21 protein-coding genes and 1 riboswitch are annotated in these 25219 nt (G+C 34.5%); of the genes, 13 read left to right on the forward strand and 8 right to left on the reverse strand.

Annotation, left to right across the window (positions count from 1 at the left end; genetic code table 11):
* Positions 1-172: 172 nt before the first annotated feature.
* Entirely contained in the window at positions 173-1075 is a 903-nt protein-coding gene (locus FFWV33_RS06760; protein ID WP_108740202.1) for a GH12 family glycosyl hydrolase domain-containing protein, read from the reverse strand.
* A gap of 336 nt (positions 1076-1411) precedes the next feature.
* On the opposite strand from FFWV33_RS06760, the gene FFWV33_RS06765 reads away from it, so the two are divergent.
* A complete protein-coding gene (locus tag FFWV33_RS06765) occupies positions 1412-1990 on the forward strand; it encodes a Crp/Fnr family transcriptional regulator (RefSeq protein WP_108740203.1) in 579 nt (192 codons plus the stop codon).
* A 75-nt stretch (positions 1991-2065) separates the two neighbouring features.
* Complete coding sequence (locus FFWV33_RS06770; protein WP_108740204.1) at positions 2066-3160, forward strand: alkene reductase; 1095 nt, start codon at positions 2066-2068, stop codon at positions 3158-3160.
* A 164-nt stretch (positions 3161-3324) separates the two neighbouring features.
* Here the strand turns inward: FFWV33_RS06770 and FFWV33_RS06775 are convergent, their stop codons facing one another.
* The 5 genes from FFWV33_RS06775 to FFWV33_RS06795 all read right to left on the reverse strand — a co-directional run bounded on the left by FFWV33_RS06775 (position 3325) and on the right by FFWV33_RS06795 (position 8363).
* Positions 3325-4563, reverse strand: coding sequence for a lysozyme inhibitor LprI family protein (locus FFWV33_RS06775; RefSeq protein WP_108740205.1), 1239 nt, complete (start codon positions 4561-4563; stop codon positions 3325-3327).
* A gap of 213 nt (positions 4564-4776) precedes the next feature.
* Positions 4777-5286 carry a hypothetical protein gene (locus tag FFWV33_RS06780; RefSeq protein WP_108740206.1) on the reverse strand — a complete coding sequence of 170 codons (510 nt, stop codon included), beginning with the start codon at positions 5284-5286 and terminating at the stop codon, positions 4777-4779.
* A gap of 183 nt (positions 5287-5469) precedes the next feature.
* Positions 5470-6561: a hypothetical protein gene (locus FFWV33_RS06785; protein ID WP_159085981.1), complete on the reverse strand. Its 1092-nt coding sequence runs from the start codon at positions 6559-6561 to the stop codon at positions 5470-5472.
* Between the two features lie 74 nt (positions 6562-6635).
* Positions 6636-7562, reverse strand: a complete 927-nt coding sequence (locus tag FFWV33_RS06790; protein WP_108740208.1) for a hypothetical protein — start codon at positions 7560-7562, stop codon at positions 6636-6638.
* 168 nt (positions 7563-7730) lie between these two features.
* Positions 7731-8363 carry a hypothetical protein gene (locus tag FFWV33_RS06795; RefSeq protein WP_108740209.1) on the reverse strand — a complete coding sequence of 211 codons (633 nt, stop codon included), beginning with the start codon at positions 8361-8363 and terminating at the stop codon, positions 7731-7733.
* Positions 8364-8870: 507 nt separating this feature from the next.
* Between FFWV33_RS06795 and FFWV33_RS06800 the strand changes: the two genes are divergently transcribed.
* From FFWV33_RS06800 to FFWV33_RS06825, 6 genes are all read left to right on the forward strand, one after another.
* Positions 8871-10145, forward strand: a complete 1275-nt coding sequence (locus tag FFWV33_RS06800; RefSeq protein WP_108740210.1) for an O-acetylhomoserine aminocarboxypropyltransferase/cysteine synthase family protein — start codon at positions 8871-8873, stop codon at positions 10143-10145.
* Between the two features lie 660 nt (positions 10146-10805).
* The gene (locus tag FFWV33_RS06805; protein WP_108740211.1) at positions 10806-11006 is read left to right on the forward strand and encodes a hypothetical protein; all 201 of its coding nucleotides are present in this window, start codon (positions 10806-10808) and stop codon (positions 11004-11006) included.
* A gap of 174 nt (positions 11007-11180) precedes the next feature.
* Positions 11181-11289, forward strand: a riboswitch (SAM riboswitch).
* Positions 11290-11366: 77 nt separating this feature from the next.
* Entirely contained in the window at positions 11367-14753 is a 3387-nt protein-coding gene (gene thrA / locus FFWV33_RS06810) for a bifunctional aspartate kinase/homoserine dehydrogenase I (RefSeq protein ID WP_108740212.1), read from the forward strand.
* A gap of 170 nt (positions 14754-14923) precedes the next feature.
* On the forward strand, positions 14924-15355 hold the full coding sequence (locus FFWV33_RS06815; RefSeq protein ID WP_108740213.1) for an OsmC family protein: 432 nt from the start codon (positions 14924-14926) through the stop codon (positions 15353-15355).
* 125 nt (positions 15356-15480) lie between these two features.
* Positions 15481-16653 carry a trans-sulfuration enzyme family protein gene (locus tag FFWV33_RS06820; protein WP_108740214.1) on the forward strand — a complete coding sequence of 391 codons (1173 nt, stop codon included), beginning with the start codon at positions 15481-15483 and terminating at the stop codon, positions 16651-16653.
* A gap of 168 nt (positions 16654-16821) precedes the next feature.
* Positions 16822-17232 carry an RrF2 family transcriptional regulator gene (locus FFWV33_RS06825; RefSeq protein ID WP_108740215.1) on the forward strand — a complete coding sequence of 137 codons (411 nt, stop codon included), beginning with the start codon at positions 16822-16824 and terminating at the stop codon, positions 17230-17232.
* Positions 17233-17294: 62 nt separating this feature from the next.
* On the opposite strand, the gene FFWV33_RS06830 is transcribed toward FFWV33_RS06825, so the two are convergent.
* Both FFWV33_RS06830 and FFWV33_RS06835 read right to left on the reverse strand, forming a co-directional pair.
* On the reverse strand, positions 17295-17783 hold the full coding sequence (locus FFWV33_RS06830; RefSeq protein ID WP_108740216.1) for a hypothetical protein: 489 nt from the start codon (positions 17781-17783) through the stop codon (positions 17295-17297).
* A gap of 115 nt (positions 17784-17898) precedes the next feature.
* A complete protein-coding gene (locus FFWV33_RS06835) occupies positions 17899-18681 on the reverse strand; it encodes a sulfite exporter TauE/SafE family protein (protein WP_108740217.1) in 783 nt (260 codons plus the stop codon).
* Positions 18682-19130: 449 nt separating this feature from the next.
* On the opposite strand from FFWV33_RS06835, the gene FFWV33_RS06840 reads away from it, so the two are divergent.
* The 5 genes from FFWV33_RS06840 (at position 19131) to FFWV33_RS06860 (ending at position 25077) form a co-directional block, all read left to right on the forward strand.
* Positions 19131-19832: a phosphoadenylyl-sulfate reductase gene (locus FFWV33_RS06840; protein WP_108740218.1), complete on the forward strand. Its 702-nt coding sequence runs from the start codon at positions 19131-19133 to the stop codon at positions 19830-19832.
* A 109-nt stretch (positions 19833-19941) separates the two neighbouring features.
* Positions 19942-20841 carry a sulfate adenylyltransferase subunit CysD gene (cysD, locus tag FFWV33_RS06845; protein ID WP_108740219.1) on the forward strand — a complete coding sequence of 300 codons (900 nt, stop codon included), beginning with the start codon at positions 19942-19944 and terminating at the stop codon, positions 20839-20841.
* 138 nt (positions 20842-20979) lie between these two features.
* The gene (locus tag FFWV33_RS06850) at positions 20980-22224 is read left to right on the forward strand and encodes a sulfate adenylyltransferase subunit 1 (RefSeq protein WP_108740220.1); all 1245 of its coding nucleotides are present in this window, start codon (positions 20980-20982) and stop codon (positions 22222-22224) included.
* A 132-nt stretch (positions 22225-22356) separates the two neighbouring features.
* Positions 22357-24447, forward strand: coding sequence for a HEPN domain-containing protein (locus FFWV33_RS06855; RefSeq protein WP_108740221.1), 2091 nt, complete (start codon positions 22357-22359; stop codon positions 24445-24447).
* 18 nt (positions 24448-24465) lie between these two features.
* Positions 24466-25077, forward strand: coding sequence for a precorrin-2 dehydrogenase/sirohydrochlorin ferrochelatase family protein (locus FFWV33_RS06860; protein ID WP_108740222.1), 612 nt, complete (start codon positions 24466-24468; stop codon positions 25075-25077).
* The last annotated feature ends 142 nt before the right edge of the window (positions 25078-25219 follow it).

The raw sequence follows: 25219 nt of genomic DNA on the forward strand, positions 1-25219 counted from the left end.
AAAAATAAGAGTTTTTTTTGTACTAGTCGGTATTCAATAGTTAATTATTCTAAGCTTAAAAAACTACTTTTTGTTATAAAAACCATTTTTGTTTTCGAAAAAAAAGGGCTTGACTTTCGTTAAAAAGTCAAGCCCTATACTGTTTTCGAAAAAAATAAATAAATCGGTAGTACTACAATGCCAAACTGAATTTACTCGTTACAAAATTGGCTTTCTTGGTTTTGGTACCTGCTGTACAAATCTCAAAACCGGCTTGTATGCTTGTAAGATAGTTAGTTTTTGCCATCCAATTATTGGACAAAGATCCGCTAGCAAAATCAATAAAAGGTTTTATGTTTCCATTGAAGTTTCCATTACCGTTAATTAGGATAAAAGTCAAAACTTGTTGTTTACCATTATCTAGACTTCCTTTATAGACATCAAAATTATAATTGCCAATTTTTTGATTGGCTTTAAACTTTACTCCAAAACCTAAATCATTGATTGGGTTTTGATTCTTGCGTAATGTCCAAATCATAATTTCGTATTTGTTGGTACCAGTGTTTGTATTGCTTGGGTCAAACCAAATGTCATAACTCGCATTATATACCGCGCCAGATCCACCATCATCCAACACCGCCGCATTCCATTCTGCCGCATAAGATTTAGTTATAGCACTAATTTTAATCGGAAAACCATTTTTGTTCTGAGATACATTATTATAGTGACGGCCATACACCAAACTTGGGTATGATTTTACACCGCTGTAACTGAAGATTCCCGTTGTTGTGTAGGCTTGAACACCCCAGCTATTTATGTTTTTGTACCAAATAAATTGTCCTCTGTCGGCACCAGTATCGCCAATTGAGGCCGACCAAATATTATTTTGAATGTAGGCCCATTGGTAATTTGGATCTTGATAGGTTCCATAATCCTCGGTAATAGTCGTGGTGCCATTTTGAGTCACCGCTTTACTTTTTAGTGATTTTGAAACAATTGTTTCTGTCTGTGCTGCAACTTCTGTAGGTACTGCCGCATCTTGGCTGCAAGATGCCATTGTCATAAATGTAGCAAGTGCTACGAATACATTTTTCATACTCTTTTGGTTAAAGGTTAGTTTTAAAACAAGCTACTGGTTGTGTAGCAAGACAAAACTATAGCCAACCGCATTTGTAATCAAGCACAATTGAAGCAAGTCTAGCATCATTTGAAGCATTTGATAAGGCTTTTAAACAAGAAAATAATTACTGGTAAGAAACGACCTTGGTTAGTGAAATTTTTGACGGAGCAAAAATCGAAAAAGAAGTTGCCGTACTTAGTGTCTTTTATTATTATCGAAAGAAAAAAAGGCGGTTTGAATTTAATTTTCGAATGATCCTATAGGAATACTATTTGTCTTGCAATAAGCAATTCGTTTTATGATATTTGTAGCATGCAAGCATCAATAACGAATCATGTCAAAAAACATATAAATCCAACAGATGATGAGGTAGCAGAATTTTGTGCGAAGTTAAAGGAACGCCATATTACTAAGGGCACTTTTTTGCTTAAACCAGGGCATCCCGTCAAAGAACAATATTTTGTAATCAAAGGCTGTTTGAAGGCGTACTATATGGATGCCAAAGGGAATAAACATATTTTGCAGTTTGCAGTCGAAAACTGGTGGATTGGAGATTTTGAAGCTTTTTATAAACAAGAGGTTTCTACTATTTATATTGAGGCGATTGAAGAGGCCAAATTATGGGCATTAGACACTGAAAGTTTAGAAGAAGTCTTAGCGCAAGCACCCATTTTTGAGCGCTATTTCAGAATCTTAGTTACCGAAGCTTTTATTTCGCAGCGAAAACGAATCTTATCCAGTCAAGAAAAAAACACCTTAGAACGCTATGTTGATTTTTGTGCATCCTATGCAACCATAGAAAACAGAGTAGCCAACTACGATATAGCTAATTATCTTGGTGTCTCAGCCGAGAATCTCAGCCGAGCTAGACAAAAGTTAAAGAAGTCCTAATTGACTTAGGTCAATTAAATTTGAGTATGCTTGCTCTAATTTTGTAGTACTAATAAATCACAAAATAAAGACAATATGAGCACACAAAATATATTGAAACCATACGAAAGCACAAATCTAACGCTTAACAATAGAGTCGTAATGGCGCCTATGACACGTGGTAGAGCGACAAGCGAAGGTAATGTAGCCACTACCGAACTAGAAGGATTGTATTATGAACAACGCGCTACGGCAGGATTGTTAATCACAGAAGGTTCTCAAGTATCTGCACAAGCAGTAGGTTATGTAAACACACCGGGGATCTACACAGATGCACAGGTAGAAGGTTGGAAAAAAGTAACCAAACGTGTCCATGACAAGGGTGGTAAAATCTTCATTCAATTATGGCATGTAGGACGTATGTCGCATCCTGATTTTCATAACGGAGAATTGCCAGTTTCGGCTTCTGCAATCAATCCAAACGCACAATCGTATACCTACGAAGGTTTCAAAGATACTGTGACGCCAAGAGAATTATCAATCGAAGACATTAAGGCAGTAGTCAAAGATTTTCAAACTGCAGGAGCAAACGCAATGAAAGCTGGTTTTGATGGTGTCGAAATTCACTCTTCAAACGGGTATTTGTTTCAACAATTCTTCAACGGATGTTCTAACACTAGAACAGATGAGTATGGAGGAAGTTATGAAAACAGAGCGCGTTTCTTTTTTGAAGTTTTAGATGCTTTGAAAACAGTTGTACCTCAAGAAAAAATTGGAGCACGTTTCAATCCATCATGTCACGATATGTTTGGAATGGAAGTGGACAAAGATACTATTCCAACTTTTGAATATATCATCAATAAACTAAATGATTATGATTTGGCCTATGTGCATTTATCAGAACCATTTACAGATGTTTCGAAAGTACCTTTTGCAGTAACTGAAATCGCAAAACATTTCCGTCCATTGTACAAAGGAACTTTGATGATTAACGCAGGATTTGATCAAGAAAAAGGAAATAAAGTAATCGAAGAAGGAAATGCTGATTTGGTAGCTTACGGAAAACCATTCATTTCAAACCCAGATCTTGTAGCTCGTTTTGAAACAAATGCAGCTTTAGCAACTTGGGACGAAAGTACCTTTTACACAGGAGGAGCACAAGGATATACTGATTATCCAACAATGGGATAATTTACAAAAATAAGCTACGGCCAAAAGCAATAGTATAACAGCGATGCTAAGACGAACAAAAATGACCCTGGAGTCAGTTGTTTGCCTTAGCATCGTTTTTTGTTTCTATTTTAAAGTTAGGTACTTCAATGTTACCTGCAATTTTAGCTTGAACGAAAATTAAACTATTCTTGAAACGTGCCTATTTGATTGATTTCTTTGGTTCGAATGGCAGTTAACCAGTTTTTCCAAACGGCTTCACTTATTGAAGGAGCTATTTGGTGAAAAAGTATCGCTGAGGTATCTCGGTATTTGATCCACAATCGCTGTACCGAACGCAATCCATCAGCATCTACCGCTGCGTTAAAATCGGTTATTGGTTTTTTCTTTAATCGAATGATAACCCGTTTGTAGGTTTCATTAAGTTTTCGGTCAGCGTCTTTATGATTGAAAAGGGAGTCAGGTTGAATGCCTTTATTTATTTTTTCAACCAAATCCAAATAGTCATTCTTTTGTTCCATTATTGACCATCTAGTCCAAGCAGCGTATCCCGAACCACCATGTAACTCTTCTTTCCACGCTTTTTCTTCAATAAATTTTTCGGTAACAGTGAAGGTAGGTAGTAATAAATCACCAGCATTGTGCTGCAATATAGCCGTAAGCTTTTCAATTCGAATACTATACTCTTTTTTGGCTAGCTTCTCTGCTTTTGCTGAGCAGTAAGATAATCCACTGCCGCTGCTTACATAATCACAAATATTAAATAGGAAGGGCTTGTTGGTCTTCCAGTTTTTATAAATAGAATCTACTGCAAACTCCAATTCAGCAGGTACAAAGCTTCCTCGGCTCACTAGTTGTAAAACCAGTTTTGTATTAGGCTTGCCAAATCGTCCGTTGCGAGAGGCTTCTTCCGCCAATTCCCAAATACTATATGGACCATTCAGTTCGCTATCTTTAATATTGTATTGTTCAATAAATTTTTTTGCATCAAAAGGTCCTGCTTCGACACACTTTTTCACCGTTGAGACATACCCTTTTTCATTAAAAATAGCTATTGACGGATTTTGAGCTTTTGCTTGATTATATATTTCGAGTGCTCGTTCTGGATTTGCTAGCGTTAGGCTGTTGGCACGAAACAAAAGAGCCTCAAACATTGCTCCAACAGCTTCCTGATGTCCCATTTTGGCCGCTTCCGAGTAATGGAAAATACGTTCCTCATCTGTCACTACATACTTATATGCGAGCGCATAATGTGCGTCAGGGTTATTCATATCTGCAGCGGTTGCATATAATTCTTTTGCTTTGTCTTTGTTCCCTGTAGCATACGCTGTGTTGGCCATTTTTACATAACTCTCGCTTGTTTGACTCAGAACGGCATTCGAAATCATAAGTAACACTAGAAGAAAAATTTGTAGTTTATTCATTTGAGGCTATGATTTGATGGGTGGCTGTTTTTAGGTAGATTATAAAGATAAATTTCCTTTCATTGTTTTCGATTTGATGACAGTAGAGCGGTGAGGCAGTCCTGAGCGACAGCCGAAGGATTGAATCATGGTTTCATTACTGCATCTGTTTGCTATCGCTCGGGAGTTGGCTTTTCAGGTCGAATGAAAGCAAAGGTTTTAGGTGCTGTTTTTTTATAATATTTTTGTTTCGAAAAATTTGATGACTAAAGCAATACATAGAGCAATAATCATTAAAAGTAAATTCTTTTTTTTATTTTGAAATTTTAATAATTCCATTACTGTATTTTTCAACTTTTTAAAATCAAATAATAGTATAATTAATACTAAAACTTGGTAGAATATTGCGGAATTTAATGCTGTTACTTTATAAACAAAATCTTGAATAATTACATTTGAAAGTATAACTGTTAAAAGAATACAACCTAAAATTCTTGTTCTGTAAAATAGTAAAGTAATTCCACCAACAATTTCAAAGAGACCAATAATAATTGGATAAATTAAGGAGTATGAATAAAAACTCCACATAACCTTATGACCTTGGGATAGGTTGGTACTTGTAGAATTTGTTAAATCAGCAAATTGACTAGGCTTTGCAATTCCATATACAATCATTGAAATTGAAACAATAAAAATTATAGTCCAATATATTATATATTTTAATTTTTCTTTGATATTCTCCATTTTTTTAAAATTGCACCTACGGTTTGCCACTATGTTATTGTCGGAAGTCAGAGTTAACGCTTGGCCGCTAAAGCTAACCTAATCTTTCTGCTAATGGCTAAATTTTTTAAGTACAAAACCATCTTTAAATTCAGTCTGAAATTCAAATATCTTGTAATTGCTTTTGACAGATAGTGGCTTTATTTACTTTTCGATGAGTATTAAATTTTCGTCAATATATTTTTCTATTGATTTCGGTAAAGGTTGATAATACTGATTATCGACTTTCTTCCAGTATCTTTCATTGAATTTACTTGGTTTTTTGAAAGAGAAAAAATAATCGAATTGTTTAGCTTCTAGTTCGTTTACATATTCTTTTTCCAGCATAAAAAATTCGTGTGTCGCTTCTACTTTTTGAAATTTCTCTTTTTCTTTTCTTTTAATATTATAACTTCTGATTTCTTTATAGTAAATAATCTTTTCTGAATTTATTTTCTGAATTTCATTACTGTCATAAATTGAATTTATTGTATAATTGTTATAGTCTGTTTCCATTCCTAAAGCTTTCATTATTTTAGGTTTTGATTCCGAAATGATTTCTAATTGTAAGTTAACTTTATCATCTACTTTAGCAATTGTACCTTTTTCAAAACTTGTTTTTTTGTCTAAGATGGTTGTTTGAGAATTGTTCAGCGTTTTTAAATTATATTCATCGTTTAGATTTTTAAAATTTGAAAATTCATTAAATGTAGGAACACCTGCAACCATAAAAAATAAAGTATTACTTAATTGGTGTACTGACTTATTCTCAAATGAACGATTAGAAATAATTTTCAACTTTGTTTTACCTGACTTTAATGAAATGTATATTTCAGCGATTCCATCGATAAAATAATGTGGTCTATCTTCATTTATTTGAAGACTCCTAAAATATCCTTTTAATTTCAAATATTTATAGGTTTTGGGCTTAGTTACGACAACTTCACTTAATTCTGTAAAAATTCTTTTTATAGATATAATTTGTGTGTTATTATATTCTTCTCTACTCAAAGAAGTTGTTATGTACAAACTATTTACAAAAGTCAGATTAGTTGCTTTGGAAATAAGAATTTTATTTTCCAATTCTGAAGAAATTGCCCCATTGATATCAGTGATACCTATCAAATCTCCTTTTTCCGAATAAATCTCAACGAATGGGACAAACGTTTCTGCAAACGTTTCTTTTATTTTATGTTGAGAATGCATTGCGGAAATTGAAGTTAAAATCAATAGTATTAAAAATTTATATTTTGTCATTAACTATATTTATTATTTGAATTCTCCGTTTTTTTTCGTCATTTATGTAAATCGTAGTTGGCAGATAGCCGTTTTTAATACGCCGTTATGAAATCTGAGTTAGTAAATTTATATTCCACCGTTCCATTTTTCGTTGCTGTAAAATTTAGTTTTAATTTAACCACTTGAAGCCCGTTTATTGTAGTTTTTTCCGTGATAGTGAAGCTGCCTTGTGTCTCGTATAAAGTCCAATCAGTTGGAATTAAAATTGTAGTTGAAAAAGATTTTGGTATTCCAATATATTTTCTGAACTCTATTTTGTCATTTGTCATTTTGTTTGAAAAAGAATAAGTTCCTAATGGCATTTCTAATAAATTTTGTTTAATATTTTTTAATACAATATTATAACCATTTAATGATGTTCCTTCATAGCTTACAATTGAGTTCTGCTGATCATTTTGATTTATTCTGCTGATATTTGATAATTTTATGTCATTATTCAAAGTCATATAGTTTACAAAAGTATTACATTGACTGTTTATGAATTTTTTAATTTGGACAGTTCCCTCAATAGTGATAGTTTCATTTGGTTCCAACAAACTATGTTTCTTTTTAAAAACTTGTCCCGAAAACTTAAATTTAAGTTTTGTGTTATCTATAAATTCAAATTCAGAAATTGTTATTGTTGAAGATGGAATAAAATCAGGAGAGTAATAATCTTGACGAGAATGTCCGCTCTTGTCTACAAAATAAACCGATTTTAATGTGCCCTCTTTTGTAAGGTTCATAACTATCAAATCATCTGTAACAAAATTCTTTTTAGATGTCACTGTCACGTTTAAGTCTCTATCACAACTAAAAAACGAACTAATTTCTGAAATATCTTCTGTCGTACTCAATCCATTTATCTTTAGAGAAATTTTATTTGGACTTTCAATGATACTACTATTTTCATCCTTTATTGAATCATTAGAACAACTTATGTTTAATATAAAGATTAGTAGAATTAATGTTTTCTTCATAATTTATTATTATATACGATTTCCCTAGAGTTTCTTCTAACTTCGGTTGGCAGTTTGTCGGCTAAGGCTAGCCTAATCGTTCGGTTAATGACTAAATTTTAAGCACAAAATTATTTTCGAATTAGATCAAGCCCTATCAATTTGACATTCGACGGGTGGCAGAAGTTGTTATTCTTCATATTTCTTTAAAATTTCAATTACCGCTTCGGTACTGAATTTTTCAGTTTCATCTATCATATTTATTAATTCAGGTTTTGAAGATGTAATTTCTTTTAGCTTATTTTTCATATTATTGAATGTACCAACTACAACTGTCTGATTGTTTTCGTTAACAAAATGGTTATTGACTTGAACACTTTGGTCATACGCCTGAGGATAATATTCTATGAACCACTTAATTTTGCCGTCATAAATTACTTCCTGTAAGGATTTGAACATATTGCCACGATTTACGAAAGTTCTTAGGTTTCCTTTTAAATCCTTAAACGTCATATTTTTAACGAGCTCATATGAGATGTAGTTTTTTTTCCCTTCGTTATCTAAAATCGCAAAATATTTATTAATTGAAGTTTCGTTCAATAAAGTTTTATCGAAAAGATTGGTTTCTCCTTTTAATTTTGTCTTAACCGATTTGTCATTTATGAATAAAATTTCAACATCCATCGTCTTTTTATCTTCAATGATAATGTTTTCGGTTGAATAATTTTCTATTGGTTTTAGTTCTTCGATTTTATTCATAACCATTACACAACTAAGAAATAAAGGCGATACTGCTAATACTAATAAATTTTTGATTTTCATTTTTCATTTTTTTGTTATAATTTCTGCTATCTTTTATTTAATCGAAACAAACCTTCGCTTACATTCACACAAAACTATGTAGCTTTACGAATGTTTCATTTTCTCTCCAAATATATTAAAACTTTCCTACAAATAATAAACAAAAAACACTCCCGATCATACCGAAGTTTCGGAAGGCATCCTTGCGATTGTGATAGCCAAGTCAAGAAATATAGTTTAGAGTAGTAGCGTTATAGACGAGAAACGAAATCCTTCCGTTCCCGAATTCATTTAAGTAAATTGTTAATTAATCTAAAATCATTTGGATAAATGGAAATAGTTTAAGAAATTTGGGTAAAAATTGTTAAAAAGATGAAATCAACTTCGTTTTGCATGTGGATGACCAAACAGAAATCGTTCTGGAGTCTTACTATTGCCTAATATGAAGTATATTGATATGGCAAAGCCTCCCGAGAAATTGGAAGGCTTTTTTTTTGAAATAGATACTAATACACTAATAAATAAATCATGAGTACTTTAAAATTTGAAACCAACGCATTACACGCAGGACACGATGTGACCAAACACGCAGGAACACGAGCGGTGCCTATTTACCAAACGTCTTCGTATGTTTTCAATAATTCTGAACATGCGGCTAATTTATTTGGTTTGGCTGAGGCGGGTTACATTTATACCCGATTAAACAACCCAACCAATGATATCTTGGAACAACGTTTAGCAGCGCTTGAGGGCGGTATTGGTGCTGTGGTAACGGCATCGGGTACAGCAGCAATTGTTACAGCTTTATTGACTATGTTGAAAACCGGTGACCACATTGTGGCATCAAGCAGTTTGTATGGCGGAACGTTTAATTTACTGAATTCGACATTACCTCGTTTAGGAATCACAACCACGTTTGTTGATCCCTCTGATGCAGCAAACTTTGAGAAAGCAGCGAATGAGAATACCAAAGTGATTTTTGTGGAGAGCTTAGGGAATCCAAAACTAGATGTATTGGACTTGAAAGCGATTGCTACTGTAGCCAAAGCTTTGAAAGTACCTTTTATGGTAGACAATACCGTAGCATCTCCGGCTTTGTTGAACCCCATTGCACATGGAGCCAATATTGTAATTCATTCTTTGACCAAATATATTTGCGGTAACGGTACGTCTCTTGGAGGGGCTATTATTGATGCGGGTACTTTTGACTGGAGCAGCGGACGTTTTCCTGAATTTACAGAACCAAATGCAGGTTACCACGGTTTGGTGTATCATGAAGCACTTGGAGCAGCCGCTTTTATTGCAAAAGCAAGAATCGAAGGATTACGTGATTATGGTGCAGCATTGAGCCCGTTAAGTGCTTTTCAAATCATTCAAGGTTTAGAGACATTATCGGTACGTGTTCAAAGACACAGTGAAAACGGTTTGGCATTGGCCGAATGGTTGGAAGGACAAGACCAAGTAGCTTGGGTAAACTATCCTGGATTAAAATCAAGTAAATATTATGACTTGGCAAAAGAGTACTTGCCAAACGGTCAAAATGGTTTGGTTACTTTTGGATTAAAAGGTGGATTTGAAGCGGCTAAAAAAGTTGCCGATGACACAAAATTATTTTCGCTATTGGCAAATATTGGAGATACAAAATCATTAATCATACACCCGTCAAGCACAACACACCAACAATTGTCAGAGGAGCAACAACTGGGATCAGGGGTTTCGAAAGATTTAATTCGCCTTTCGGTTGGATTAGAAAATATCGAAGATTTGAAAGCGGATTTGAAAGCTGTTTTTGATACCTTATGATAACGCTTTGGTAAAGTATAAATAACATTCAAATTGGATTTTGATCGTACATTTGAACCGTCAAATCAAGGGAGCGGAATAGAGAAGTTTTAAAAGGAACTTGAAGAAAAAGCTCTTAACTGATTTGTTTTTTGATAATACTATCAAAATTTTGAATCAAAAATACAATTAACTGTTAATTAGTGTAATTAAGGTTAAATTTCTTGGAAAATATGGCTGAGAATTGACATTTATTTATATCTTTGTGAAACAAAAGAAAAACAAAATGAATTTTATTACTTGTAAAAAATCAGTCTTTCAATCAAAGGAAATCCGCAGGAGTGCGATTGCATAATTTATATAGTCAAATAAGATTAAAAATATAGCAAAAGCCTCCTGAGAAATCGGGAGGCTTTTTTGTTTAAAAGTGAAGAAATTAGAAATTCAATCAATAATAAATGGTTACAATTTGTACTTTAAAATATAAGATGTCGACGGTTGCTGTGTTTCATACGCAGAAGCTCGTCTGTTGATACCAAAAAGAAAAGTTTATAACAATAAACCCTTTTGGTATCCAAAACCAAAAGGGTTTTTTTTTCGTATTTCAGAAAGATTAAAGAATATCAATAATAAAAACAAACAAATAAAAGAGTAAAGTAAAACCAATTAAACGCTAAGATTATGAGCACAAGAAGAATCATCACCGGAGCAATCAATTTATTAAGGGGCAGGAGAGGCAGCCGTTTAGAAGCTGGAACAACTGTAGAGTTAACAAACACTAGATTTGGAACAACAGCAAATGCCAAGTCAAAAGGCCAAAAAAATGTGGTCGACACATTATTATTAATGTACTCTAAGGAAAATGAAACACTATTTATATAAAAAGTATTTTAGAAATTTAGATTGAAACGCAAGTAGTCTCTGAGGTTAATAGTTCAGTTCTTACTTGCGTTTTTGCTTGTTGTCGATTTTGTATAAAAATCAAAGTCGGTAAAATTTGTTTGTTAAAAAAAATAGTGGTTTCTTTGTCTTTTAAATGTTCATAAACGTATTGAAATGTTATAAAGAAAGGACGAGGGATTAGACCCGATGACGCCTTAGCAACCCTTCGATTCATCGAAGAAGGTGCTGCATTCTACCACAAACTTATGTGGACAGATAACAAAGCAAACACTGCCCGTTTATGCTACTCTTTCTTTTTCTTATACCATTTCCATATATCATCAATAACACGATTTGAAGTTGGAAAATAAACCATTAAATCTTATTATATCAAATTTTGTTACCGAAAACGGTGCAAAATACCCTTCGCTTGATCTGTCGTATCAAGTCTTTGGTGCGCCTTTGCATACCGCTCCTATTATCCTAATCAATCACGCATTGACGGGTAACTCACAAGTAATTGGAGAAACAGGTTGGTGGAATGATTTGGTTGGAATCGAAAAAACTATTGATGTTCGCAAATATACCATCGTAGCATTTGATGTTCCAGGGAATGGTTTTAATTCACCAATTATCGAAGAGTATCATGATTTTATTGCCAGAGATATTGCTCGCATCTTTGTAGAAGGTCTTCGATACTTAAAAATTGACCATTTGTTTGCCTTGATCGGAGGATCTGTTGGTGGCGGAATTGCTTGGGAGATTTTGGCATTAGAACCAAAACTAGCTGATAATTTTATCCCCATTGCAACCGACTGGAAATCGACCGACTGGTTAATTGCCAATTGCTTTTTGCAAGAGCAAATCTTGAATAATTCAAAAAAACCTATTGAGGACGCTCGTATACACGCCATGTTGTGCTACCGTACACCAGAGTCGTTCAAAGAAAAATTCAATAGACATACCACCGAAAAGTTAGAAACCTTTCAGGTAGAAAGTTGGTTAAACTACCACGGTGAGAAATTAGGGAAACGTTTTCAGCTTTCGGCCTACAAAATGATGAACCAACTCTTAAAAACCATTGATATTACGCGCAATTGTGAATCGCTTGAGTCGGTGATCTCAAAGGTAGATGCCAATATATACATCGTAGGAATCAATTCGGATTTGTTTTTTACAGCAAAGGAGAATAAAGAGACCTACATGGAAATTAAAAAATTTAAAAATAATGTATTCTATAGCGAAATTGATTCCCAGCACGGGCATGACGCTTTTTTGATGGAATACGAACAATTAGACAATTTGTTAGAAGTTGTTTTCAAAAATAAAAAACAGATGAAAATAGTAAAATTTGGCGGTAAATCGTTGGCAAACGGCGAAGGGATCAATAATGTATTGGATATTGTTGTTAATAAAATTCAAAACGAAGAAAAAATAGCCATCGTCGTTTCTGCAAGAGGGAACGCTACTGATGAGCTTGATGATATATTGACCATTGCTGCCAAAAACGGAAATTATAAACCGTTACTAGACAGTTTCAAAGCCTATCAAATAGATGGTTATGAAGGTGTTGATTTTACGGCAGAATTTGAAAAACTAGACAAATTGTTTGAAGGTGTGAGCCTTATTGGTGATTTCAGTGCCAAAATTCAAGATCAAATTTTAGCACAGGGTGAATTGCTTTCGGCTAAGTTGTTGGTGTTTTTATTGAATCAAAAAGGGATTCCGGCTGTACTAGCAGATACGAGAAACTTGATCGTAACCGATTCTAATTTTGGTGATGCTCAACCTTTGGACGCTGTTTCGAAGAAAAATGTGATTCAGATCTTTAAAGAAAACAAAGATTCGGTATTAGTAATTACTGGTTTTATTGCATCGAATGCAAAAAATGATACCACTACTTTAGGCCGAAATGGAAGTAACTACACAGCTTCATTAATAGCCAATTACATTAATGCCGAAGAGTTACAAAACTATACACATGTGGACGGAATTTATACTGCCAACCCCGAAATGGTTTTGGATGCTAAAAAAATAGAGCATTTGTCGTATAATGAAGCGAATGAAATGGCTAATTTTGGTGCCAATATTTTGCACGCCAAAACGATTATTCCACTATTAGAAAAAAATATTCCGCTGCGTATTTTGAATACCTTCAACGATGAAAATCAAGGAACATTAATCACAGCCAATTCAGCAAAAGAAGGAATTAAAACCCTTTCGGTACTTGAGGATGTGGCTTTGGTTAACTTGGAAGGACGCGGATTACTTGGAAAAACGGGTGTTGATGCCCGTATTTTTAGAGTAATGGGAGACAATGATATCAGTGTGAGCATCATTTCACAAGGATCATCTGAGCGGGGAATTGGTTTGGTTGTAAATTCAAACGAAGCTACCAAAGCCATGATCGAATTGGAAAAAGAATTCGAAAATGATTTCTATTCGAAAGATGTGAATAAGATTTCGGTAACTGACAATGTCTCGGTGATTTCGATCATTGGGCAAGATTTGAGCACCTTCCACAAGCCATACACTGCTTTGATTCGTAATAATATTGTGCCTATCCTGTTCAATAATACCGTAACGGGTAAAAACGTGAGTTTGGTAGTTCAAAAAACAGAACTTAAAAAAGCGTTGAACGTAATTCATGGTGAAATTTTTGGTGTAGCAAAAAAAATCAATATTGCCATTTTTGGTCATGGATTAGTGGGGGGTACCTTGATCAATCAGATATTGGAATCAGCGGATGCTATTGAAAAAAGAAAAGGTGTTAAATTGAATATTTTTGCCATAGCCAATTCAAAAAGTGTATTGCTGAACAATAACGGTATTTCGCCAAATTGGAAAAGCGAAATTCAGAGTAACGGCGCAATATATGCTATTGAAGATATTATCGCTTACGCTAAAGAGAATCATTTGGCCAATTTAATTGCTGTTGACAATACAGCGAGTGGGTCATTTGTTGAAAATTATATTACGCTAGCCGAAAACGGATTTGATTTAATCTCTTCCAACAAAGTAGCCAATACGTTGGGGTATGATTTTTATAAAGAGCTACGTGCAACTTTAGAAAAAAATCAAAAAAGTTATTTGTATGAAACCAATGTTGGTGCAGGTTTACCATTAATAGATACTATAAAATTATTGCACCTTTCGGGTGAAAATATCACCAAAATCAAAGGAGTATTCTCTGGAACATTAAGTTATTTATTCAATCATTTCTCTGCCAAAGACGTGCCTTTTAGCGAAATATTAAAAGAAGCAATTGACAACGGATTCACCGAACCTGATCCAAGAGAAGATTTATGTGGAAATGATGTTGGTAGAAAATTATTGATTTTGGCGAGAGAATTGGACTTGCAAAATGAGTTTAGCGAAGTGCAAATTCAGAATCTAATTCCGGAGCATTTACGTGAAGGATCTGCTGCTGATTTCTTGACGAAACTAAAAGAATTCGATCCAATTTATGATAAAATAAAGTCAGAACAGCAACCAAATCACGTACTGCGTTACATAGGCGAACTGTCTGGTGACTTGCAGTACGACAAAGGAAATCTAGAAGTAAAATTAGTATCAGTACCTATGGACACTGCATTAGGTGGATTAAAAGGTTCTGATTCTTTCTTCGAAATTTACACAGAATCGTACGGAGACCGACCAATTGTAATCCAAGGAGCAGGAGCAGGATCGGCAGTGACAGCGAGAGGTGTTTTTGGAGATATTTTGAGGGTTTCGGATAAGGGGTAAAATCCCCCTAACCCCCGAAGGGGGAATATAAGATTTTAGATCAACGATTTATGATTTCTAAATAAAGAGGGTCTAAAATGAATATAAAAACTATATACTAATTAAATAGGGACTTACCTCCAGTCTTGGCTCCCTTCTCGCCGCGGCGAGAGGGTTGGGGAGGGGATAATATGAAAATTACATTAAACAGAGTTAACGAAAACTTCCACTTCGAATTAAAAAATGATCGTGGACATATAGTAAATGTAGATGCAAGACCTGATTTTGGAGGTAATGATATGGGACCAAGTCCAATGGAATTGCTCTTGATGGGTGTTGCAGGTTGTAGCGCCATAGATATGATTTCGATCTTGAAAAAGCAACGTCAAGAAATCACTTCTTTCAAAGCTGAGGTTGAAGGTGAGCGCGTGCAAATGGGCGAAGCAAAACCTTTTAAAGATATTCATGTGATTTTTTCATTAGAAGGAAACATCAAAGAAGATAAAGCTGCCAAAGCTGCACAGTTGTCTTTCGAAAAATACTGTTCAGTTTCAAAAACATTGGAGCCAACAGCAACAATTCATTACAAAGTGATTTTGAATGGTGCTGCTCTTGAAAAATAATATTTTCGAAGAAAACAATTATGATTATATATGGAATTTATTCTGAGGTAATCAGCAAAATACATTCTTAATTAGCTATTAGTATTTAGCCAAAAGCTAAAAGCTAACAGCCAAAAGCTTATAAAATGAACGAACAAGAATTTGGTTTTGAAACTCAAGCCATACGTACCCAATTAGAAAGAACACAATACTTAGAGCATTCGGTGCCTTTGTATTTAACGTCAAGTTTTGTGTTTGAAGATGCCGAAGACATGCGTGCCTCTTTTGCAGACGAAAAAGATAGAAATATTTACAGCCGTTATAGCAATCCCAACAACAATGAGTTTGTAGAAAAGATTTGCAAAATGGAAGGAGCAGAGTCTGGTTTTGCTTTTGCATCTGGAATGGCAGCAGTGTATTCAACCCTAGCGGCTTTGCTTAACTCGGGTGATCACGTAGTTTCTGCAGGTAGTGTTTTTGGAGCTACACACTCCTTGTTTGTAAATTATTTTCCGAAATGGGGTATTGAAACAACCTATTTTGATATTGATAAACCAGAGACGATAGAAAGTTGTATTAAACCCAATACTAAAATACTTTTTGCCGAATCACCAACAAATCCTGCGGTTGATATTATTGATCTTGATGTGCTTGGTGCAATTGCCAAAAAGCACAATTTGATTTTAATTATTGACAACTGTTTTGCTACGCCATATTTGCAACAGCCTATTAAGTGGGGTGCACATTTAGTAGTACACTCGGCGACAAAATTAATAGACGGTCAAGGTAGAGTCTTAGGTGGTATAACTGTAGGGAATGCAGATTTAATCAAAAAAATATATTTATTTTCAAGATTAACAGGCCCTTCATTGTCACCCTTTAACGCTTGGGTATTGTCAAAAAGTTTAGAAACATTAGCAATACGCTTGGATCGACATTGTGAAAATGCTATGAAAGTTGCTGAGTTTTTAGAGAAAAATCCAAATGTGAATACTGTCAAATATCCGTTTTTGAAATCGCATCCGCAATACGCGATTGCTCAAAAACAAATGAAAGCAGGAGGAAACATTGTAGCATTCGAAATCAAAGGAGGACTAGAAGCAGGTAGAGCTTTCTTGGATAAGATAAAATTATGTTCGCTTTCCCCAAATTTAGGAGACACAAGAACTATTGTGACACATCCCGCGTCTACAACTCATAGTAAATTATCGGTCGAAGAAAGATTGAAAGTAAGTATTACCGATGGTTTGGTACGTGTTTCTGTAGGTTTAGAAACGGTAGAAGATGTGATTGCTGATTTGGAGCAAGCATTGTCATAAATATTTAAGATTGTAGATTAACGATTTTTGATTGCAGATTTCTGTTTATCAAAAATCGTTTTTTTATGTTTATAAGTTCAAATAACATATTTTTGTTATGAGTAGGAACTTGGATTGTCTGTATTTATTAAATCCTAACTCGTAAATCAAAAAAATCCTTAATAAAAAATGCTTTCAAAGAAAACAAAATACGGAATCAAAGCATTGACTTTTTTGGCTCGCCAAAAAGATCAAACGCCTGTTGCTATTGCGGATATCGCAAAGAGTGAAAATATTTCGACTAAATTTTTAGAAAGTATTTTGTTGCTTTTACGACATTCAGGTTTTCTGGGTGCAAAGAAAGGTAAAGGAGGAGGGTACTACCTAATTAAAGAACCATCCGAAATTAATATGGCAAAGGTATATCGTATCCTCGAAGGTCCAATTGCTTTGTTGCCATGTGCAAGCCATAATTTCTACGAAAAATGCGATGACTGTACTGATGAAGACAGTTGCGCAGTTAGAAAACTAATGACAGAGGTACGAGACAATACGCTAAAAATTCTTGAAAATAATTCCTTGGCAGATATTGCTTTTTAATACAAAGAGAAAGCCCAAAAAATCAATTGATTCTTTGGGCTTTTTATATTTAAAGTATTGTATTAATTGAATTTGTAACGAATAGCCAAGGCTACATCAGACCCATAATTGTTAGAATAGTAACCATTTCCACCAAACTCAGGTCTGAAATCCAAGGATAACTGAATTGGAACTTCTCTGAAACCATATTCGATTCCGATATCTCCAGCAGCGTATACAAATGTTCCGTTGTCTTTAAAATTATCATTTTTAACTGAATACGATCCAACTCCAGCACCTACACCTGCGTACCAATTGAAACCTCCGTCAATGTTCCAAACCCATTGGTACAATCCAGTAAGTTTAAAAGCATCTACGTTATTACTGTTTCTAAACCCTAAGTCCATTTCCAATCTATTGTTTGAGCCTAATGCTCTTTGGTAAGAAAGCTCTCCACCTAGTCCATCATTGTCTCCAAAACGAAGTCCCAATGCGTTTTTTGAAATATCTTGTGCTTGTGCGCTGAATGCAAATCCTAGTGCTATTACAGCAGTTAAAATTAATTTTTTCATAGTTTTACTTATTTGTTGTGACAAAGGTAATCGGATGGTGTGCATTACAATTATAGCATTTTTTGCTTTAGTTATACAATTACCACCTAGTGTGATTACTTGTCAGAAAGTACTATTAGAAAATCAATTTATACCCCACAAAGAACAACATTGCTGCAATTGCGTTTCTTAATATTAGATCAGGAACTTTACCACTCAACATACTACCTAGGAAAATTCCCGGAAGCGAGCCCATCAATAATTGCCCAAGTAATCCTAAGTCCAAATTACCCATCGAGGCATGACCTAAGCCTGCAACTAGAGTCAAAGGCACGGCATGAGCAATCTCAGTCCCAACCAATTTTGGAGTAGGTAATAAAGGGTATAGAAAAAACAAAGTCACGGTTCCCAATGCACCAGCACCAATAGAGGTAAGGGTTACAGTTGCACCTAGTAAAACTCCAATGGCAATAGTAAGGACGTTTTGCGTAGTACTTTCGGTATGAAATTTATCTCCTGAGTGTTTTTGGGAGAATTTCATAATTTTATTTTTAAATACAACCGCTATTGAGGTGAACAATAAAGCCCAACCCAAACTGTATTTGATAACAGAATTAATATGAGAAATGTCTGTTTTGATAGTAGATAAAATGTACAAAGTGACTAACGCTGCAGGAACGCTACCAAGAGATAGATAACCAGTGATTTTCCAGTTGATGTTGTTTTTCTTATGATGTACAAATATCCCACCCATTTTGGTGAAAGCGGCATATAGTAAATCGGTTCCTACAGCTGTTGTTGGTGGAATGCCGAACCATAATAAGATAGGAGTCATTAATGATCCTCCACCTACACCTGTTAATCCTACTACAAAGCCCACTACTAGGCCGGCGATTACAAATCCTGCTTGAAAATCCATGATAAATGTTTTATTTTTTCGACAAAGGTAAAATTATTTTTAAGTAATCCTATCGATTTAGTAGAGTTTAAAATAATAAATTTATGTTTTGTGTTTATCTTGTTGAATATTAGGAGTTTTAAATTGTATTTTTTTTAGATAAAAATTTATTTTAGGTATAAGAAGCCTTTATTTTAAGTGTGAAAGTGTAGCGATAGCATATCAGAGTGATTATTGAATCTGTATTTCGGTCTTGTGCTTTAGCGAGGTTACTCTTTTTTAAATATGGGTAGCTGGTTTTCAGTTGAGATCGATTTTACTAGTTATCGAATGAAGGAATATAGGATAAGTTATAGAATTGTAAAAAAGCAGCTTTTTATTTTGTAATACAGAAATAAGTAGTACTTTTGCATAGTAATCTACTAATCCGATAGGGTAATAGATTTTATACTTAAAATAAAACAAATTAGATGAGTGCAGTGATAATTCAATCGTTATTAGATAAAACAAAAGACTTCAGTATTGAGGAAACGTTTGTATTTTTGTCATCGGAATATAAAGACAAGGTTGTTTTTTCAACTTCTTTCGGTCAAGAGGATCAAGTAATCACTGATTTGATTGAAAAAAGTGGAGCGGCAGTCGGTATTTTCACGCTAGATACAGGTCGATTGTTTCAAGAAACGTACGATGTTTTTCATAGAACGTTGAAGAAATACAAAACACCTATCAAAGTTTGCTTCCCAGAGACAAAAGCAGTTGAAGAATTGTTAGAAAAGAAAGGTCCAAACAGCTTTTTTGAATCGGTAGAGAATAGAAAAGAATGTTGTTTTATTCGAAAAGTAGCGCCTTTGAGAAAAGCTTTGGCAGGAAACGATGTTTGGATTACAGGATTACGCGCTGATCAGTCAGATAATAGAAGTGATTTGCATTTATTTGAATATGATGATAATTTCAAAATCATAAAATTCAATCCATTGTTGAGATGGTCATTACAAGAAGTTCAAGAATATATAGATCTTAATAATGTGCCTCAAAACAGTTTACACAAAAAAGGATTTGTAAGCATAGGATGCGCACCGTGTACAAGAGCAATTGCAGAAGGTGAAGACATACGTGCAGGAAGATGGTATTGGGAACAAAGCCAAAAAGAATGTGGATTGCATTCGAAATAGTAGCAAGGTTAAATAGAATAGAAAATAGAAATATAATAATAGTTGAAAGATTTTAGTTCAAGTTGCAACAGCCTTAAATTTAAAACCTTAAACTTTTAAACAAAAAATAATGAGTTCAGTATTAAAAACAAATGCTTTAGAAAGCGAAGCGATTTACATTTTTAGAGAAGTTATTTCTCAATTTGACAAACCTGTATTGCTTTTTTCAGGTGGAAAAGATTCAATTACACTAGTAAGATTAGCTCAAAAAGCTTTTTTTCCTGCAAAAATTCCTTTTCCATTGTTGCACGTGGATACTGGACATAACTTTCCTGAAACAATCGAATTTAGAGATCGATTGGTAAAAGAATTAGGATTGGAATTAATTGTTCGTAATGTACAAGACGCTATTGACGAAGGGAAAGTAGTGGAAGAAACTGGAAAATATTCTAGTAGAAACAGCTTGCAGACAACTACATTATTAGATGCTATTGACGAATTTAAATTTGATGCTTGTATTGGTGGTGCTCGTCGTGACGAAGAAAAAGCTAGAGCAAAAGAACGTATTTTCTCTGTTCGTGATGATTTCGGTCAATGGGATGAGAAAAACCAACGTCCAGAATTGTTTGACTTATTAAATGGAAAAATCGAAAACGGTCAAAACGTTCGTGTTTTCCCTATTTCAAACTGGACAGAATTGGATGTTTGGAGTTATATCGAACAAGAGCAAATCGAGATTCCATCTATTTACTTTTCACACAAACGTAAAGTATTTTTAAGAGATGGAATGATATGGTCACACTCTCCTTATGTTTTTCAAGATGCAGATGAGGTTGTTGAAGAAAGAATTGTTCGTTTTAGAACTGTTGGAGATATGAGCTGTACAGCCGCAGTTGATTCGTATGCAGCTACAATTTCAGAAGTAGTCGGTGAAATTAGAGCTTCAACTATCTCAGAAAGAGGGGCCCGAATTGATGATAAGCGATCAGAGGCAGCCATGGAAAAAAGAAAACAACAAGGATACTTTTAGAAAGCAGTTATAAGTTATTAGATATAAATTATAAGTAAAATTTAGAAAGTAAATAAAATAGTAGATTTAGAAGTTTATATAATAGGTGTTTGGGAAAACTTTAAACCTTGAACTTTTAAACTTTAAACAAAATATAAAATGGAAGTTTTAAAAATAGCAACAGCAGGAAGTGTAGATGATGGAAAAAGTACTTTAATCGGGAGATTATTGTATGATACACAATCCCTGACTACAGATAAATTGGAAGCAATTGAAAAAAGTAGTAAAGCAAAAGGATACGATTATTTAGACTTCTCACTAGCAACTGACGGATTAGTAGCTGAGAGAGAACAAGGAATTACCATTGACGTAGCACATATTTATTTTTCTACAGCTAAGAAAAGTTATATCATCGCTGATACTCCAGGTCACGTAGAGTACACTCGTAACATGGTTACAGGAGCTTCAACTTCACAAGTATCGATTATTTTGATTGATGCTCGTAAAGGAGTAATTGAGCAAACGTACCGTCACTTTTTTATCAATAATTTATTGAGAGTAAAAGATGTAATTGTTGCTGTAAACAAGATGGATTTAGTTGACTACTCTGAAGAAGTTTACAACAAAATCAAAGCAGACTTTCAAGCCTTGAATGAAAAAAGTGCTTACAAAGAGCAAAACGTAAGTTATATTCCGTTGAGTGCATTAACAGGAGACAATGTAGTTGAATCACTAGGTAAAATGCCATGGTATGTAGGACAAACAATTTTGGAGCATCTTGAAGGTTTAGAATCGAAAGATGTATACGATAACGGAAAAGCACGTTTCCCTGTTCAAACAGTAATTCGTCCAAAAACGGAGCAATACCACGATTTTAGAGGGTATGCTGGAAAATTATACGGAAATAATATTAAGGTAGGAGATGCAGTAACGGTACTTCCTTCTTTAACAGAATCAAAAGTGACAAAGATTCACTTTTTCGATCAACAATTTGACGAAGCTGAAGCGGGTTCATCAGTTACAATTGAGTTAGAAAATGACATCAATGTAACAAGAGGTGATATGATTGTAAAATCAAATGAATTACCAAGAATCGAAAAAGACATCACTACAACAGTTTGTTGGATGGACAGCAAAAAATTAGTTGCTGGAACAAAATACTTGATTCAACACAACTCTAACAGAGTTTTAGCCAAAATTGATAGTGTAAACAATGTAATCGCAACAGATTACACGGGAACAAAAGAAGCTTCTCAATTAGCAATAAACGAAATTGGTGAAGTTACAATCAAATTGAGCAAACCATTATATTTTGATGCCTACAACGATAATAAATCAAACGGAGCTTTTATTTTAATTGATGCTTCTACGAATACAACAGCAGGAGTAGGGTTTATTAAATAAATCCCCCTAACCCCCGAAGGGGGAACTGCTAGATTGACTTTAAAGTCAGTATTAAAAATTATAAACAACTATTTCCCACAATGCCTCCCCCTCCTTCGGAGGGGGGCCGGGGGAGGAAAAGCCTTTTAAAAAATGGAAAGTTTTAGAACAGAAATAGAGAATCCGATAGTTCAAAAAGAAATTATCGATTTAGAAAAAAAGATACATGCCTTTCAAGGTGGTTTAATCGATGATGAACGTTTTCGTTCACTTCGTTTGGCTCGTGGAATTTATGGACAACGCCAAGAAGGTGTTCAAATGATTCGTATCAAATTGCCTTATGGTAAAGTGACTAGCGAGCAGTTAAGAAGAATCACTGAGGTTTCAGATAAATATTCTACAGGACGTTTACACATCACAACGCGTCAGGACATTCAAATTCACTATGTGAGTTTGGACAAAACTCCAGAACTTTGGGCAGATTTGGCCAAAGATGATATCACATTACGTGAAGCATGTGGAAACACAGTGCGTAACATCACAGGTAGTGAGCTTGCAGGAGTAGATGCAGAGGAACCATTTGATGTGAGCCCATACGCGCACGCTTTGTTTCAATACCTTTTGCGTAACCCAATCTGTCAAGAAATGGGACGTAAATTCAAAATTTCATTCTCATCTTCTGATAAGGATACTGCTTTGAGTTATTTACACGATTTAGGATTTATACCTAAGATTGTAGATGGTCAAAAAGGATTCAAAATCATGTTAGGTGGTGGATTAGGATCGCAACCAGCGCACGCTGAATTGCTATCTGAATTTGTACCGGTAAACCAAATTATCCCAACTGCCGAAGGAGTAATTAGAGTTTTTGACCGTTACGGTGAAAGAGCTAAACGTCTAAAAGCACGTTTGAAATTCTTAATCAAAGATTTAGGTCGTGATGAATTTTTACGTTTAGTTGACGAAGAGAAAAAAGCATTGCCTTTCCATTCTTACGAAATAGATACTACTGCTTTTGAAGGTGCTATTGCAGAACCTTTATTAGAAGTGCCAACAGTTACTATTGATGATGCAGCAGCTTATGAAGCTTGGAAAGCATCTAATGTAATTGCTCAAAAACAAGCAGGATATGCTGCGATTGGTGTAAAAGTGCTGTTAGGAGATTTTTATACTGATAAAGCAAGATTATTAGCTGATTTGATTAAAAACTACGGAGCAAATGAATTGCGTTTTTCATTACGTCAAAACATTGTGATTCGTAACATCAAAGAAGAAAATTTACCTTTCTTCTACCAAGAGTTGGCCAAATTAGACATGGTTGCTTTAGGATACGATACTATCGGAGATATCACGGCTTGTCCTGGTACAGATACATGTAACTTGGGAATCGCATCTAGTACAGGAATCGCTGACGAATTGGAAAGAGTTTTAAAAGCAGAATACCCACAGTTTGCTAGTAATAAAGAATTGACAATCAAAATTAGTGGTTGTATGAATGCTTGTGGACAACACAATATGTCGGAGATTGGTTTCCAAGGAATGTCAATCAACGCAGGTAAATTGGTTGCTCCAGCATTACAAGTATTATTAGGTGGTGGAATTTTAGGAAACGGTAGTGGTCGTTTCTCTGATAAAGTAATCAAAATCCCAAGTCGTAGAGGCCCAGAAGCGTTGCGTTTAATCTTAAATGATTTCGAAGCTAATGCAAACGGAACTAAATTCTTGGATTATTATGATGCTAAAGGAGAAAAGTATTTTTACGAATTCTTGAAACCATTGGCAGATGTTACCAACCTTGTGGAAGCAGATTTCGTGGACTGGGGTAACGCTGATAACTACGTAAAAGCAGTTGGAGTTGGAGAATGTGCTGGTGTTGTAATTGACTTGGTACAGACTTTATTATTCGAAGCTAAAGATAAAATTACAGCAGCTCAGGAACTTTTCGAAGAGAAAAAATGGTCAGATGCTATTTACTTAGCGTATGCTGGATTTGCAAATGGAGCAAAAGCTTTACTATTAGCTGAAAAGCAAAAAACAAATACACATGCCGGAATCATTGAAGCTTTTGATACTGTTTTTGTAGCCGAAAATAAAATCGAATTGGGAACTACTTTTAGTGAGTTAGTATACCGAATCAACAAAAACGAGCCAACTGAAGCATTCGCGAAAGAATACATTCAAGAATCGATTTCGTTTTTCGAAAAATTAGAAGCTTTCAGAGCAGCAGATTTAGCGAAAGCATAATTATTAAAAAAAGATAAAATGGACACAGCCAATAGCCAACAGCCAATAGCCAATGGCACAAACGAATTGTATCCAATATTTTTAAAGCTTCAAAATCTAAGCGTACTTATTGTAGGTGGAGGAAATGTAGGATTAGAAAAGTTGTCTTTTTTACTCAAGTCAAGTCCAAATGCCAATGTTGAGGTGGTAGCACCGCAGTTTTTGCCAGAGCTTGTTACATTAGCAGAAAAGCACCCATCTGTAAAGTTGACCTATAAAAAATTCAACCGTTGGATGCTCAGAAAACGAAACATGGTCATTGCTTGTACTGATGATTTAAAGGTCAACAAACGAGTATATGATTTGTCTCGAAAAAGATATTTGATTTGCAATATTGCCGATACACCCTATTTATGTGATTACTACCTAGGTGGCATTGTAACTAAAGGGAATGTCAAAATCGCCATATCCACAAACGGAAAATCGCCAACAACGGCAAAACGTTTGAGAGAATTTTTTGAAGAAGTAATTCCGGAAGATATCAATAAAATGGTAGAAAATTTGAACGAGTATCGAAAAACCCTCAAAGGTGATTTTGAAATGAAAGTTCAAAAAATGAACGAGATTACAGATTCTTTAAAGAATAAATAATAAAGAGAAAAGAACAAAGAGACTGAGTGATAATTATCATTAGATTTTAGTCAAATCATCCTTTTCTTTGTTCGAAAATAGATTGAAATAAAATAATAAATAACAGACTCTAAGTTAAAAGTCGAAAGCTAATAGCCAAGAG

Origin of the sequence: Flavobacterium faecale, from assembly GCF_003076455.1 — a bacterium.
In the GTDB taxonomy this organism is placed as follows: domain Bacteria; phylum Bacteroidota; class Bacteroidia; order Flavobacteriales; family Flavobacteriaceae; genus Flavobacterium; species Flavobacterium faecale.